Below are 14,339 nucleotides of genomic sequence, written 5' to 3'. Positions count from 1 at the left end.
ACAGGGACCGGGACAGCGCTTGGCTGCCGCCGAGGACCAGGCCGACGCCTCCTCATGGCCGACGCCCTCCTGCGCGCCCATCTCCCCACGGCCCGTGCCACCCTGCGCGCCCATCTCGCCGTGGCCCGCGTCGCCCTGCATCCCCGTACCCCCGTGGCCCGTGCCCTCCTGCGCGCCCATCTCCCCACGGCCCGTGCCACCCTGCGCGCCCATCTCGCCGTGGCCCGCGTGGCCCTGCGTCCCCGTACCCCCGTGGCCCGTGCCCTCCTGCGCGCCGATCTCGTCCCCCGGCCGGACCGGCACCAGGCAGGCCCGTTGGTTGGGGCGGCCGTTGACGGTCACCAGGCAGTCGAAGCAGACGCCGATGCCGCAGAACACCCCGCGCGGACGGCCCTCGCCTCGGGTGGAGCGCCACGACGTCACTCCTGCCGACCACAGCACGGCGGCGACCGTCTGTCCGGGCAGCGCCTCGACCGTCCGCCCGTCGAACGTGACCGTGAAGGCGGGGCCGGGCCTGGCCCCCGCCAGCTCCAGCGGGTTCACTCGGCCTCCTCGGTGAAACGGTCGGGCCGGAACGGGCCGAGGTCGAGGTCGGGTGTCCGCCCGGTCAGCGCCTGGGCGATCAGATGCCCGGTGCCGGTGGCGAGTCCGATGCCCGCGCCCTCGTGCCCGCAGGCGTGGAAGAGCCCGGGCACCCGCGGGTCGGGGCCGATCGCGGGCAGATGGTCCGGCAGATACGGCCGGAAGCCGGCGTACGTCCGCATGGCCCGGACTCCGGCGAGGAACGGGAAGAGCCCGGTCGCGCCGGCCGCCAGCGCACGCAGCGCCGGGAGCGACAGGGACCGGTCGAAGCCGACCCGTTCACGGCTGGCGCCGATGAGGACCGGCCCGGCCGGGGTGCCCTCGACCACCGGGGAGGTCTGCAGCGCCGCCGAGTCGCTGGCGACGTCGGCCACATAGTCGGCGGCGTACACCTTGTGCCGGATGCGGGGCGGCAGCGGTTCGGTGACCAGCACGAAACCCCGCCGGGGCCGTACCGGCAGACGGACTCCGGCACGGGCCGCCACCTCACCGCCCCAGGTGCCGGCCGCGTTGACGACCGCGGGCGCGTGCAGGTCGCCCCGGTCGGTGCGCACGCCGCGCACCGCGCCGTCCGGGCCGCGCAGGACCCCGGTCATCTCCCGGCCGGTGCGCAGCCGGGCCCTGGAGGCGCGCAGCAGATGGGCCGCCGCGAGGGCCGGCATCACCTGGGCGTCCTGCGGGTAGTGCATGCCGCCCGCGGAGCCCGGGGCCAGGTACGGCTCCAGGTCGGTGAGCCGGTCGGGCGGCACCGGGACGGCCTCGACCCCGGCGGCGCGCTGCTCGGCGGCGAGCTTCTCCAGCCCGGTCAGGGCCCGGTCCGTACCGGCGACGACGACACCGCCCTTGGCCTCGTACTCGACGGCCCGGCCCAGCCCCTCCCGGGCCAGTCCGGCCCAGAGCCGGGCGGACAGCAGGGCCAGTTCGAGCTCCGGTCCGGGTTCCTTGTCGGAGACGAGGAGGTTCCCCTCCCCCGCTCCGGTCGTACCGCCGGCCACCGGGCCCCGGTCCACCACGACGGTGTCCAGCCCGGCGCGGGCCGCGTACAGGGCGGTGGCGGCGCCGACCACTCCGGCTCCGACCACCACGACATCGCAGGTCAGCGACTCGCTCACATCTGTACTATGTCACACACCACATGCTCTGAGAAGGGTACGGACAGGGCGGGCGAACGCACGGAAGCGGTCAGTCGGCCGCGGGGACGACCCTCAGGTGGGACACGGTCGCGGTGCGACGCGTACGGCGCTCCCGGGACGCGGAGCGGCGGGCCTCGCGCAGGACGAACGTGACCCGGGCGCAGCCCAGTTCCTCGAGCGTCCTGGAGGTCTCGACGACGACCCGGCACTCGGTGGCGCCCCGGCGCGGATCCGGGTGCAGCAGCGGCCGTACGGCACCGTCCTGCTCGACGGCGTCCTCGCCGACCGCGCGGATCCAGTGCGGCAGACCGTGCCGGTAGGCGGCGTCCATGATCGGGTCCTGGGCGATGTCGCGGCGGATGGCGTGCAGGCCGTGGTCGGGGCCGTGGCCCTCCACGATCCGCGCGAAGTGCGCCAGCATCGGCAGGCACCAGCTCGCCTCGTGGTCGCCGAGCACTCCGGGGGCGTCGGGGTGGAACAGCACGAACCTGAGGAAGTTGTCGCCTGGCATCGCCGTCGGGTGCGGGCCCACCTCACGGAAAAGTGACCGGAAGGCGCTGTTGGTCAGCACCACGTCCCAGCAGTGGTCGACGACGAGGGAGGGGAAGGAGACACCCTCCAGGAGCCCGGCGTAGTCCTCCAGGTAGGCCTGGGCCTCGGGAGTCTCGGGGACGGGCCGCGGTGCCGGCCGCTGCCCTCCTGCCTGATATGCCATCGGGAGGTCACCCCTCTTGCCTGTGCGGCCTTGACGCGGCGCCCCGATCCTGCTGCCCGGAGCTGAGGCGTGTCAACTATCGTGGCATTTCGTGCCTGTTGACGGCTGAAATTGGCCACAGTTGTGGCGAGACCTGGATGTGAGTTCGAAGCACCGGCTACGCTCCGGGGAGTTCACGCCGGGGTAGGTCACGGCATCCACTTGTGAGAAGCCTGTGAGATACGTAGGAGATCTGTCGGTGAAGGGTGGCTTCGTCGAGGGTCCGGGCGCCACGCCGACGGCCGTGCTACCGGCCGTCGTCTCCCGTGTCGGCGCGCTCGCCGACCGGCTCGGCGTGCCGCACGCCGAGGTCTTCGACATCGGCCGGCTGTCCGTCGCCTCCGGGGTCCCGGATCCCGTGGTCAAGGCCCTGCTCTGCGGCCGGCCGGCGGGCGAGCCCGATGTCCAGGCCCGGTTCCTGCAGCGCCTGGACCTGTTGCGCCGGACCCGGCTCAAGCCGGGCGGCCGCAAGTACACCCAGCAGGAGATCGCCGACGGCGCGGGCATGTCCCGTCAGCAGGCCGGCGCCCTCATCAACGGCGACCGGCGGCCGACCATGGAGCACTGCGACGCCCTCCAGAGATTCTTCCGGGTGCACGCCGGCTTCCTGACGGCCGAGGACCCCGAGGCGCTCGTGAGCGCCCTCCAGCACACCGAGCAGGAGCTGCTGCAGAAGCTCGCCGACCGTGAGCGGGAGGCGGCCGCGGCGGCGGACGACCCGCTGGAGCGGCTGCTGCAGGACCACGGCGTACGCGGCATCGCCTGGCGGGCCGCGCAACTGCCCACCGACCAGCACCGCGACAAGGTCGCCGAGTGGCTGGACATGCTCCTGGAGAGCGTCAAGCGGCCCGAGTCGTGACCGTGGGGAGAACTGTGGGCATCGGTAAGGAAATGCGCCGTCTGTGCGGCGAGCTGGTCGCGGAGCTGACCCTCCCCGCCCCGGCCCGCCCCGAGGAGCTGTACGCCGCCCTGTGCGACGGCATGAGCAGACGCCGTGGCCGCCCCGTCCTCTTCCGTACGGCCGCGTTCCCGCCCGGGACCGCCAGCGGGCTCTGGCTCGACATGGCCGAGCAGGACCTCGTCGTGATCGAGGAGCGCACCGCTCCCGATCACCAGTTGGTGATCCTGGGCCACGAGCTGTGGCACATGAAGGCCGGGCACTGCTCCCACCACGTCGCGGGCGCTGCCGTGGCGGCCCGGCTGCTCGACGACGGCGCCGACCTCGAGGCGACGGTGCTGAAGGTCGCCGCGCGCACCCGTTTCGACCTCGACGACGAGAAGGAGGCCGAGAGCTTCGGCCTGCTGCTCGCCAGCAAGTGCCGGGCCTGGCTCGCAGGTTCGTCGTCGCGGGGGCCGGTGCAGCGGGATCATCTGGCGGGGCGGATCGAGGCGTCGCTGGGGTATCGCGGACCGCAGGGCTGACGGGCAGCCCGCCGCGGCAACGTGGTGCGGTCCGCCTCCGCCGAGCGGGCGAACCGGAGGGCGGCGGGACCGGATTGTCAGTGGTGGGCGGCAAGCTGGAGGGGCGCCACCGCTGTGCGGGGCGTGCGCGCCGCCAGGGCGCGGGACCCGACGACGCCGACACGGGGAGAGCCGACCGATGCCCACCGCCGTCCTGACCGATCGTGAACGCACCGCCGTCCAGGCCTATCTGCGGCTGCTGCACACCGTCCGCGCCGCCTTCGACCTGGAGGGCAGCCCGCCGCTCGTCCCGCCCGCGGTGCTCGCCGAGGCGGAGCAGGCCCTGGAGCGCGCCGGACTGACCGGCAACGAGGAGGCGTTCTTCCGCCTCCTGGAGAACTGGTGCCCGGAGCCGGGTCCCTGACCCGGAGCAGCCCCGGCCGGGTCGGGCGGGGCGGGGTCAGCTGTGCGGCAGCGCGATCGCCGTCGCGATCAGGCCCCGCCCCGCCGTCCAGCGGCCTTCGAAGTGGCTGAGGCGGCGGCTGCCCACCCGGGGGCCGGGGACGAGCAGCGCCGCACGGAAGGTGCCGTCGGCGGTGAGTTCGATGTCGGCCTCCATGAAGTCCAGCCACTTCCCGGTGAGGGGGAACCACGTCTTGTAGACGGACTCCTTCGCGCTGAACAGCAGCCGGTCCCAGTGGATGTCGGGGCGTTCGGCCGCGAGTCCGCGCAGCCGCTCCACCTCGGCCGGCAGGGCCACGGCCGACAGGACGTCCCCGGGCAGCGGTCCGTGGACCTCGGCGTCGATGCCGAGGGAGGCGAGGTCGGTGGCCCGGACCAGGGCCGCGGCGCAGTAGCCGTCGCAGTGGGTCATGCTGCCGGCCAGCCCGGCCGGCCACCGGGGGGCGCCGCGTTCCCCGCTCAGGATCGGCTGCGGGGGTACGCCGAGCTTCTCCATGGCGCGGCGGGCGCAGGAGCGCACGACGGCGAACTCCCTGCGTCGCTTGGCGACCGCCCGTGCCACGAGCGCGGCCTCCTCGGGGTACAGCGGGGTGTCCGCGTCCTCGTGGCCGTACGCCTCCACGGTGACCACGGCGTCCGGCAGGAGTTCCTCGATCACCGCTCGCCCTCCCTCGGCAGGATGCGCCGCAGCCGTCCCGGCGGCTGGGTCCGCTTGCTCCACTCGCGCGGATAGCCCACCGACACCTCTTCGAAGGGCACGCCCTCGTGGAAGGTGGTGCGGGGGATGTGCAGATGGCCGTAGACCATGGTGTGCACGCGGAACCTGCGGTGCCAGTCGGCGGTCAGGTCCGTGCCGCACCACATGGCGAACTCGGGGTGCCACAGCACGTCCATCGGGTGCCGGTGCAGCGGGTAGTGGTTCACCGGGATCACCGGCAGGCCGGCGGGCAGTTCGGCGAGTCTGCGTTCGGTCTCGGCGACCCGGGCCCGGCACCAGGCCTCCCGGCTCGGGTACGGGTCGGGGTGCAGCAGGTACTCGTCGGTGCACACGATCCCGGTGTCCTGCGCGTACTCAAGGCCCTGCTCCTTGGTCGTGCAGCCGGCCGGCAGGAACGAGTAGTCGTACAACAGGAACAGCGGGGCGACGGCCACCGGGCCACCGGGGCCGTCCCAGACGGGGTAGGGGTCCTCGGGTGTCGTCACGCCGAGTCCGCGGCACAGCTCGACCAGGTACGTGTAACGGGCGACGCCGCGCAGGGTGACGGCATCGCTCGGATGGGTCCACAGCTCGTGGTTGCCGGGCACCCAGACGACTTTCCGGAAGCGGCCCGCGAGCGTCTTCAGGGCCCAGCGGATGTCCGCCACGGTCTCCGCGACGTCACCGGCGACGAGCAGCCAGTCGTCGTCCGTCCCGGGCCGCATGCCCTCGACCAGGGTGCGGTTCTGCGGGTATCCGATGTGCAGATCGCTGATGGCCAGCAGTTGTGCGGCGCCACCGGCCGTCGACGTCACCTCTCGCCCCCTCCGCGCGCACCCGGACGTCACCAAGAGATCACATCCGCGCGACGGGGAGCAAGAGCGGCCCGGGGCCGTGGCCGGAGAATTCCTTCACACGCGCGTTGCACGACAGGGCCCGCCGAAGCCGTATGATCGGCCCCAACACCACCGCTACGAACTTTCCTTTCACAGGGGCGGTTTGGTGTCCCTCCATTTTCCTGCCCGGGCACGGGTTGCTCAGCCCTGCCCGCGAACCGTGAAAGGCGGCCTGCATGGTCTCTCGCGTACGCGTCTGGCTCAACCGCACGTACGCGGAGAACGTGTTCTTCATGGATCAGCTGCGGAGAAATCCCAGCGACCGGGCCGTCGACATCCACGCCACCCACGGCGACCCCGACTCGCCGGTGCTGGCCGCCGCCGACACCGCCGAGCTGGAGCCCGAGAACCTGTCCCCCGCCGGGTACGTCGAGTACGCGCTGGACCAGTGCGGGCGGCGCGGCATCGACGTGTTCGTGCCCCGGCTGCACCAGTCGGCGATCGTGGCGCACCGCGCCGAGTTCGAGGCGGCCGGCACCGCGGTGCTGGCGCCGCCGCCCGAGGCCGTGGCCGTCTTCCACGACAAGGTGATCGCCTACGAGGCGGTCCAGGCGATCGGCGGTCCGGTGCCGCCGTGGTACCGGGTCCGCTCGGAAGACGAACTCGTCGCAGCGGTCGAGGAGTTGGAGGCCCAAGGGCACAAGCCCTGCTTCAAGCCGGCCTCCGGGGCCGGCGGGGTGGGCTTCCGGGTGATCACGCGCACGCCGTTCTCGCTGATGCATCTGAGCGGGTTCCCGGGCCCGTACGTGCCGCTGGACCTGGTGCTGGAGGCGCTGCGGCAGGCCGAGGAGCCGGTCGACTGGCTGGTGATGCCGCGTCTGGAGCAGCCCGAGGTGTCGGTGGACTGCCTGACCGGCCCGGACAACCGGGTCCGGCTGGCGGTGGGCCGCACCAAGAACGGCCGCCGCCGGGGCTTCACCCTGCACGAGCAGTGGCTGGACCCGGCCCGGCGGATCGCGGAGGGCTTCGGTCTGCACTACCTGTCCAACATCCAGTTCCGGATGTTCGGCGACCGGCCGGTCCTCATGGACGTCAACACCCGCCCGGCCGGCGGGCTGCACCAGCTGTCGCTGTGCGGTGTCAACGCCCCATGGGCTGCTGTGCAGTTGGCCCTCGGCGAGGATCCGGGCGAGGTGGTTCCGCCGTTCCTCGGCCAGGACTACACGGTGGTGTCGGGGCCGCGTCCGCTGCGGCAGGTGTCGCTGCCGCAGCAGCGGCCGGAGACGACGGAGCCGCTCCCGGCGGTGCCCTCGTCCGCCGCGGCCGAGCAGGCCGGCGCCGTCGGGGCGGCGGCTCAGAAGGCGCCGCTCCCGGGCCTGGCCGCGAGCGTCTCGCGCCACACCGGGCTGTCGACGTAGTGGTTGTCGATGCGTTCCGAGGAGTCCTTGATCTCCTGCGGGTCGGCCTCGCCGCGCATCACCACCCGGCCCAGTAGCCGCAGATAGTCGAAGCGTCCCACGCCCGGAGTGAGGACGAACAGCACGTCGGCTCTCGCCCCGGGCGCCGCGGCGAAGGCGTGTGGGGTGTGCGGCGGCACCAGGAGGAAGTCGCCGGCTCGTAGCACGGTGACCTCCTCGCCCACCAGCACCTGGAGTGCTCCGTCGATGACGTAGAACATCTCGGACGCCTTGGTGTGCGGGTGGGCGGGGGCGCCGACGGCGCCCTCCGCGAAAGTCGACCGGTAGCCGGTGAGCCGCCCACCGGTGTTCCGGGAGTCGGCGAGCAGGGTCATCACACTGCTGGGGTCACGCGTCGTCTCGGCCTCGGCGGCGCGGGTGAGGACCGGTGCGAGGCCGCTGCCGATGCGCGAATCGTGCGGGGCCGTCTCGTTCTGTGTCGTCGTCATGGCGAGGACTCCATGGAGCCGGGCGACCCACGACATTCGAGTGCCGTCTTCATAGGTCAATTCGACGGCGCCGGAACCGGCCCCCGCACCGGTACAGCGCCAGATCCCGGCGCCGTCACGTCTTCCGCGGTGCGGGGGTCGGACGCTCCCCCGAGCCGCGGACGACGAGCCGGGTGGGGACGGTGAGGGTGCGGGCGCGGGAGCGGTCACCGTCGAGGCGGGCCAGTGCCGTCGCGGCGGCCGCCCTGCCGATCTCCTCGGGGTCCTGCGCGACGACCGTCAGGGCCGGTTCGAGGGCCTCGGCCAGTTCCACGTCGTCGAAGGCGACGACGGCGACGTCCTTCCTCCTGCTGCGGGCGAGTTCGGTGACGGCGCCCAGGGCGACGATGTTGTTGCCGGCGAACAGGGCGGTGGGGGGATCGTCCAATCCGAGCAGCTGGGAGGTGGCGGTGGCGGCCCCGTGCTGGTCGTGGGCGTTGGCGACCAGGGCGCGGTCATAGGCGATGCCGGCTTCCTGGAGCGCCTCGCGGTAGCCGGCGAGTCGTTCACGGCGGGTGTAGAGCTTGGTGGGCAGGTCGCCGACGAAGCCGATGCGCCGGTGGCCGTGGGCGACGAGGTGGGCGACGCCGTCGTGCGCGCCGGTGCGGTTGGAGCTGACCACACTGTCGGTGGACAGGCCGGAACCCGGACGGTCGAGGAAGACGACGGGCAGGCCCCTGGTGCGGTGGGCCTTGAGGTGGGAGTGGTCGGCGCCGACGGACGGCACGACCATCAGGACGCTGACGCGGCGGGCGAGGAACTTGTCGGTCAGGTCCCGCTCGCGGTCGGGGTCGTCCGCGGAGGAGCCCATGAGGAGGGTCAGCCCGCGTTCGCGGACGGTGTCCTCGATGCTTCGGGCCACGGCACCGAAGAAGGGGTTGCCGAGGTCGGGAATGACCAGCCCGATGGTGGTGTCGGGTCCGCCGACACGGATGTTGCGAGCCATGAGGTTCGGCTGGAAGCCGAGTTTGGCGACGGCGGCGAGGACCTGTTCCCTCGTCTCGGCGGAGGCGGGCCCGTCCTCGTTGAGGACACGGGAGACCGTCTTGGCGCTGACACCGACTTCGCGTGCGACGTCGGCCAGGGTCGGGCGGCGGTTCGCTGCCATGGGGGAGGACTGTCTCCTGTGCTCGTCGGTTCCGGCCGCGGCCTCGGCCGGAAACCTGTGAGGGCGTGTGGTCAACTGGCCTGGACCCCGGCGGCCTTCGCGGCCGCGGAATCCGCCACGACAGTATCTCCGGACGCGTCGACACCGAGCGCGCCGGTCATGATGGCCACGACCTCCGCCATGGAGTAGTCGGAGGGCTTGATCAGGGCGGCGCGGCGGCCCAGCCGGTGGACGTGGATCCGGTCGGCGATCTCGAAGACGTGCGGCATGTTGTGGCTGATCAGGACGACCGGCATGCCCTTGTCCCGGACGCGGCGGATGAGGTCCAGGACCTGCCCCGACTCCTTGACGCCCAACGCGGCGGTGGGTTCGTCCATGACGACGACGCTGCGGGCCCAGGCGACGGAACGGGCCACGGCCACGGCCTGGCGCTGCCCGCCCGAGAGGGTCTCCACCGCCTGTGTGAGGGAGCGCAGACCGATCTTCAGGTCGGCCATGTGCTCGGCGGCTTCCTGGCGCATGCGCTTCTTGTCCAGCATGCGGAAGACACTGCCGAGGACACCCGGACGGCGCAGTTCGCGGCCCAGGAACATGTTCGAGGCGATGTCCATGGAAGCGGCCACGGCCAGGTCCTGGTACACCGTCTCGATGCCGTGGGTGCGGGCGCTCTGGGGACCCGAGAAGGTGATGGGTTCGCCGTTCAGGCGTATCTGGCCCGCGTCGGGGGTCACCGCGCCGGTGAGGGCCTTGATGAGGCTGGTCTTGCCGGCGCCGTTGTCGCCGATGACGGCGAGCACCTCGCCGGGCAGCAGATCGAAGTCGGCGCCGTCGATGGCGGTGACTTGGCCGTAGCGCTTGACCAGACCGCGGGCCTGGAGGACGGGCGTCGGAGAGGAGGTGGTGGTCATCGGGCCTTCTTCCGGGAGATCTGGTCGACGGTCACCGCGAGGATCACCAGGACACCGGTGATCAGGGTCTGGTAGATGGAGGCGACGCCCATCAGCTGGAGCCCGTTGCGGAAGACACCGACGATGAGGACGCCGATGAAGGTGCCCAGGACCGAGCCGCGTCCGCCGAAGAGGCTGGTGCCGCCGAGGACCACGGCGGTGATGCTGTCCAGGTTGTCCGTCTGCCCCGCCTGCGGATCGCCCACGCCCGTCCGGGAGATGAGGAACAGGGCGGCGATGCCGTAGAGGACGCCGGCCGCGGTGTAGACGCCGATGGTCAGCCGGGAGGTGCGGATGCCGTTCAGGCGAGCGGCTTCCCGGCTGTTGCCCAGGGCGTAGACGTGCCGGCCCCAGCCCGTGCTGCTCAGCGCGTAGGCGAGGAGGAGGAACAGGCCGATGGTGACCAGGGACCCGTAGGTGATGTCCGTCCTGCCCAGGGGGAAGGTCTGCCCCAGCGCCGTCAGCGGGCCGGGCAGGTTGGTGACCGTCTGCTCCTCGGAGTAGATGTGGGTCAGCGCGAACGCCACGTTCAGCATGCCGAGGGTGACGATGAACGGCGGCAGCGGGATCTTCTGCACCAGCAGCCCGTTGAGCAGGCCGAAACCGCCACAGACGACCAGCCCCAGGGCGATCGCGGCCAGTGGCGGCAGCGAGCCCTCGGCCGCCATCTTGGCGATCACGATGCTGCCGAACGCCATCACGGCCCCGCACGACAGGTCGATGCCCGCGGTGAGGATGATCAGCGTCTGGCCGATCGCGAGTGTTCCGACGACCATGACCTGCTGGACGATCAGCGAGAAGTTCCCGCCCGTGAGGAACCGGTCGGTCGAGACGGAGAAGAACACGCAGGCCAGGAGGAGCGCGACCAGCGGACCCGTGGTCGGCTGCATGAGCAGCCGGCGGACCGTGGTCGGGGCCTTCAGCTCGGCGTAGGGCGAGGATGTGGACGGTGGCGTGGACGTGGCAGTCATGCGAGGTCCTTGACGGAGGATGGGGGGGCGGCCGGCTCCCGGCCGGGGAGGTGGGAGCCGGCCCGCCGGCTGAGGGGTGAGGCGGTGCGGGCGGTCCTCGGGGGGCTCAGCCCCAGCAGTTCTCCAGGCCGTAGGCGGTGTCCTTGGACGTGACCCCAGGCTGCGCCTTGTCGGAGATCAGAGTGACGCCGGTGTCGGTGTAACCGGACGCCTTCTTGCCGTCCTTGGCGTAGGTCACGACGGCCTTGACGCCCTCGGCGGCCATCTTCAGCGGGTACTGCTGCGAGGTCGCGGCGATCTTGCCGTCCTTGACGGCCCGGGTTCCGGTGCAGCCGCCGTCCACGGAGACGATCAGGACGTCCTTTTCGCGGCCCTTGGCCTTCAAAGCGGTGTAGGCGCCGAGGGCGGCCGGTTCGTTGATGGTGTAGACGACGTTGATGCCGGGTTCCTTCTGGAGGCAGTTCTCCATGGCGGTCTGGCCCTTGGACTGGTCGCCGCCGGTGTCCTGGGCGCAGGCGACGTCCTTGTCGGTGGCGCCGAAGCCCTTGAGGAAGCCGTTGTGCCGCTGCACGCCGACGGAGACGCCCGGCGCGAGGTCGAGGGCGGCTATCTTCGCCGTCTTGCCCTTCATGGCGGCCTTGGCGTACTCGCCGATCAGCTCGCCGGCCTTGAGATTGTCGGTGGCGAAGAGGGCGTCGACGGCGCTCTGCGGCTCGGTCGGGGTGTCGAGCGCGATGACCAGGACACCCTTGGCCTTGGCCTTTTCGAGCGCCGGCACGATCGCCTTCGAGTCGCTGGGGGTGATGAGGATGCCCTTCACGCCCGAGGCGACCATGTTCTCGATGGCCGTGACCTGACCGGCGTTGTCGCCGTCGAACTTGCCGGCCGCGGTCATGAGCTGCACGCCCTCGGCCTTCGCGGCCTTCTCGGCGCCCTCCTTCATCTTCACGAAGAACGGATTGGTGTCGGTCTTGGTGATCAGACCGACCTTGACGTCGCCCGATCCGGCACCGGCCGAAGCCGAACCGGTGCCGGATCCGGATCCGCAGGCCGTCAGGGCGAGGGCCGCGGCGCCGGTGCACGCGGCGACTCTGAGGAGGGAGGAGGGCAGACGAGTGGTGCGAGACATGAACGACTCCTGCGGGATAACGAGCGGCGCGGCCGGCATCGGAGCATGCCGTCCCGAGATGTCATCGTTGACTTATGTCATCGTTGACACTGCATGGCGAGGATGATGGACTCCGGCTCCCGGCAACGTCAATGCCTTGCCCGCGTCACAAATCGGCAACGCCCCGGCCGCCGCCCCCGCAGCTGATCAGCGGCTGCGCCATGACGTGACCGGTTCGCCCGCACGGTCGCAGAGGAGAGCAGCAGATGAGCCCGCATCAGATCACCGTCCTGGGAGAGTGCGTCGCGGACGCGTTCACCGAGCCCGCGAAGGCCCCGAACGAACTCGCCCTGCGGGTGCTGCCCGGGGGCGGGCCGGCGAACACGGCCGTGTCGCTCGCCCGGCTCGGCACCAAGGCCCGCTTCCTCGCACGCCTGTCCGAAGATGTGTTCGGCCGTCTGTTCCGGGCACATCTGACGGAGTCCGGAGTGGACCTTTCGGACGCCGTCAAGGCGTCCGAGCCGAGCACGCTGGCCGTGGCGGAACTGGACGCCCAGGGCCGGGCCGCGTTCTCCTTCCACGCGCAGAACACGGCCGACTGGCAGTGGGCGGCCGTGGAACTCGCCGGTGCGGACCTGTCCGAGTCCGCCTGCGTACACACCGGATCGCTCGCCCTGGTCCGGGAACCGGGAGCAGCCGCGGTGGAGGAGTTCCTGGCGGCGGCGGCGCCCCGGGCCACCGTCAGCATCGATCCCAACGTGCGTCCGCTGCTGGTGCGCCCCGAGGTCTACCGCGACAGGCTGCCGCACTGGTGCCGGATCGCCGACATCCTGCGGCTCAGCGATGAAGACCTCGAACTGCTGCTGCCCGGCACGTCCCTCGAGCAGGCGTGCGACACCTGGCACGCCGCGGGGGTCCGGCTCGTCGTGATCACACGCGGTGGGGACGGCGCCCTGGCCTCGCTCGACGGCGAACGGGTGGAGGTGCCGGCGGTCGCGGCTAAGGTGGTCGACACCGTCGGGGCGGGCGACTCCTTCACCGCCGGCCTACTGCACCACCTGGCCGCCCGCGGAGTCCTCGGCGGCCGGCTGACGGATCTCCGGCTCGCCGACGTGGAGGAAGCCTGCCGCTTCGCCGCCCGGGTCGCCTCCCTGACCTGCTCGGTGGCCGGCCCCAACCCGCCGTGGCGGCACGAGCTGACGCGCCCCGCGGCGGCCGACCGCGCCTGAGGGACTTCTTCCGCAAAGGCCGGCCCCGCGCGGGCCCGTTGACGTGGTGCCCGTCCTGCCTCCATCATCGAGCATCTCGATGTCATCGATGACACAAGTCAGCGATGACATACCTGGACGGCGTGGACGACGGCGCCGGCCGGGGGATCACCTCTCGGCCGGTCCGCGCCGGAGCAGCTCGGGTTCCGCTGCGCGGACGGCCACGGCACTGGAGACTTCATGCGCCCTGGACGCACTTCCCGGCGTGCTCGACGGCGGATCGTCGCGGCAGGGGCGGCCTCGTGCGGACTGTCCGCTCCTCCGCCCGCCCTCGGGCCGTCGTTCGGCGGCGACGGCGAGGCCGTGATCATCCACCAGATCGTCCCCGACCCCGAGAGCAGAAAGTGCGGGTCTTCGCCGGGAACGGCTCGGTGAAGCCGGACCGGGCCGACGACCGGCACCTCGGCTCCCACCGCGACTGATCCTCCCCACCGTCCCCGACCATGGAGGCCGACTCACCGTGAAGAAGACCCTGTTCGCCGAATTCACCGCCCGCGAGGGAGCGGAGGAGGAAGTCGCCCGGCTGCTGCGCGACTACGCCCTGAAGGTGCGGGAAGAGGAAGGCAACCTCGCCTTCGACGCCTACACCAAGGCCACCCGCCCGCGCGCCTTCTGGATCTTCGAGGTCTACCGGGACGACGACGCCTTCACAGCCCACCTGAACGCCCCGTACGGCGGCCCGTTCAACGCCGCGCTCGGGCCGCTGATCGAGGAGAGCGCCTCCGTGCTCACCTTCCTCGATCCGCTGGACTGACCCTCCGGCGAACGGCTCTACGCGTTCGGGGTGTTCGCGGGCGGGCCTCCGCCCAGGCCGTCGCTGCCGTGGTCGCGTCGGATTTTTCGGATGTGGACTCCGCCTTGTACACCGCCTCGCCCAGTGCCACGCGCAGGCGGGCCGCGAGGCGCGCCACGCCCCCCGCTCCCCCGGGGTAGGGGGCACCGGCCGTTCGCGGGCCGGTGCCCCCTACCAGGGAGACGGGCGGGCAGCCCGTGCCGGGGCGTCCGTCAGGAAGCGGCTACCCACCAGGTCTTCCACGGCGCAGGCCCACGCGAAGAGCCTCGCCCGATCGCGTGGGTCGTGGCGGACGACCGTGAACCGGTCGAGCTGGGACATGCCCCCGTCGTGC

General features: G+C 71.9%; 15 protein-coding genes and 1 pseudogene. 6 read left to right on the top strand and 10 right to left on the bottom strand.

Features of this window, described 5'->3' with window-relative positions; genetic code table 11:
* Positions 1 to 252 precede the first annotated feature (252 nt).
* From ABZ281_RS13690 to ABZ281_RS13680, 3 genes and pseudogenes are all read right to left on the bottom strand, one after another.
* A pseudogene (locus ABZ281_RS13690) lies at positions 253 to 543 on the bottom strand ((2Fe-2S)-binding protein); the annotation flags it as partial.
* Positions 540 to 1,694 (bottom strand): FAD-binding oxidoreductase, encoded by a 1,155-nt coding sequence (locus ABZ281_RS13685; RefSeq protein WP_356655165.1) that lies wholly within the window; start codon positions 1,692 to 1,694, stop codon positions 540 to 542. The gene ABZ281_RS13685 and the pseudogene ABZ281_RS13690, both read right to left, overlap by 4 nt.
* 70 nt (positions 1,695 to 1,764) lie before the next feature.
* Positions 1,765 to 2,430 carry a hypothetical protein gene (locus ABZ281_RS13680; protein ID WP_356655163.1) on the bottom strand — a complete coding sequence of 222 codons (666 nt, stop codon included), beginning with the start codon at positions 2,428 to 2,430 and terminating at the stop codon, positions 1,765 to 1,767.
* Positions 2,431 to 2,668: 238 nt separating this feature from the next.
* On the opposite strand from ABZ281_RS13680, the gene ABZ281_RS13675 reads away from it, so the two are divergent.
* The 3 genes from ABZ281_RS13675 (at position 2,669) to ABZ281_RS13665 (ending at position 4,294) form a co-directional block, all read left to right on the top strand.
* Complete coding sequence (locus ABZ281_RS13675) at positions 2,669 to 3,328, top strand: helix-turn-helix transcriptional regulator (RefSeq protein WP_356655161.1); 660 nt, start codon at positions 2,669 to 2,671, stop codon at positions 3,326 to 3,328.
* Positions 3,329 to 3,360: 32 nt separating this feature from the next.
* Positions 3,361 to 3,891: a toxin-antitoxin system, toxin component gene (locus ABZ281_RS13670; protein WP_356655159.1), complete on the top strand. Its 531-nt coding sequence runs from the start codon at positions 3,361 to 3,363 to the stop codon at positions 3,889 to 3,891.
* Between the two features lie 178 nt (positions 3,892 to 4,069).
* Positions 4,070 to 4,294, top strand: coding sequence for a hypothetical protein (locus ABZ281_RS13665; RefSeq protein ID WP_031109019.1), 225 nt, complete (start codon positions 4,070 to 4,072; stop codon positions 4,292 to 4,294).
* 36 nt (positions 4,295 to 4,330) lie between these two features.
* On the opposite strand, the gene ABZ281_RS13660 is transcribed toward ABZ281_RS13665, so the two are convergent.
* Both ABZ281_RS13660 and ABZ281_RS13655 read right to left on the bottom strand, forming a co-directional pair.
* A complete protein-coding gene (locus ABZ281_RS13660) occupies positions 4,331 to 4,990 on the bottom strand; it encodes a 4'-phosphopantetheinyl transferase superfamily protein (protein ID WP_356655157.1) in 660 nt (219 codons plus the stop codon).
* Entirely contained in the window at positions 4,987 to 5,844 is an 858-nt protein-coding gene (locus tag ABZ281_RS13655) for a metallophosphoesterase (protein ID WP_356655155.1), read from the bottom strand. Before ABZ281_RS13655 ends, ABZ281_RS13660 begins: the two co-directional genes overlap by 4 nt.
* Positions 5,845 to 6,101: 257 nt before the next feature.
* On the opposite strand from ABZ281_RS13655, the gene ABZ281_RS13650 reads away from it, so the two are divergent.
* Positions 6,102 to 7,283, top strand: coding sequence for an ATP-grasp domain-containing protein (locus ABZ281_RS13650; protein ID WP_356655153.1), 1,182 nt, complete (start codon positions 6,102 to 6,104; stop codon positions 7,281 to 7,283).
* On the opposite strand, the gene ABZ281_RS13645 is transcribed toward ABZ281_RS13650, so the two are convergent.
* The 5 genes from ABZ281_RS13645 to ABZ281_RS13625 form a co-directional block, all read right to left on the bottom strand.
* Positions 7,220 to 7,771: a cupin domain-containing protein gene (locus ABZ281_RS13645; RefSeq protein WP_356655151.1), complete on the bottom strand. Its 552-nt coding sequence runs from the start codon at positions 7,769 to 7,771 to the stop codon at positions 7,220 to 7,222. The genes ABZ281_RS13650 and ABZ281_RS13645 overlap by 64 nt on opposite strands.
* Positions 7,772 to 7,886: 115 nt before the next feature.
* A complete protein-coding gene (locus tag ABZ281_RS13640; RefSeq protein ID WP_356655149.1) occupies positions 7,887 to 8,918 on the bottom strand; it encodes a LacI family DNA-binding transcriptional regulator in 1,032 nt (343 codons plus the stop codon).
* Positions 8,919 to 8,989: 71 nt separating this feature from the next.
* Positions 8,990 to 9,826 (bottom strand): ATP-binding cassette domain-containing protein, encoded by an 837-nt coding sequence (locus ABZ281_RS13635; protein WP_356655147.1) that lies wholly within the window; start codon positions 9,824 to 9,826, stop codon positions 8,990 to 8,992.
* Complete coding sequence (locus tag ABZ281_RS13630; RefSeq protein ID WP_356655145.1) at positions 9,823 to 10,836, bottom strand: ABC transporter permease; 1,014 nt, start codon at positions 10,834 to 10,836, stop codon at positions 9,823 to 9,825. The genes ABZ281_RS13635 and ABZ281_RS13630 overlap by 4 nt, the downstream gene beginning before the upstream one ends.
* A 106-nt stretch (positions 10,837 to 10,942) precedes the next feature.
* Positions 10,943 to 11,965, bottom strand: a complete 1,023-nt coding sequence (locus ABZ281_RS13625; RefSeq protein ID WP_356655143.1) for a sugar ABC transporter substrate-binding protein — start codon at positions 11,963 to 11,965, stop codon at positions 10,943 to 10,945.
* 245 nt (positions 11,966 to 12,210) lie between these two features.
* Between ABZ281_RS13625 and ABZ281_RS13620 the strand changes: the two genes are divergently transcribed.
* Both ABZ281_RS13620 and ABZ281_RS13615 read left to right on the top strand, forming a co-directional pair.
* Positions 12,211 to 13,173, top strand: a complete 963-nt coding sequence (locus tag ABZ281_RS13620; RefSeq protein WP_356655141.1) for a carbohydrate kinase — start codon at positions 12,211 to 12,213, stop codon at positions 13,171 to 13,173.
* Positions 13,174 to 13,672: 499 nt separating this feature from the next.
* The gene (locus ABZ281_RS13615) at positions 13,673 to 13,966 is read left to right on the top strand and encodes a putative quinol monooxygenase (protein ID WP_356655139.1); all 294 of its coding nucleotides are present in this window, start codon (positions 13,673 to 13,675) and stop codon (positions 13,964 to 13,966) included.
* Positions 13,967 to 14,339: the final 373 nt, after the last annotated feature.

The sequence above is a fragment of the Streptomyces sp. NPDC006265 genome (assembly GCF_040613555.1).
In the GTDB taxonomy this organism is placed as follows: Bacteria; Actinomycetota; Actinomycetes; order Streptomycetales; family Streptomycetaceae; genus Streptomyces.
This window is presented reverse-complemented; position numbering and strand designations above follow the sequence as displayed.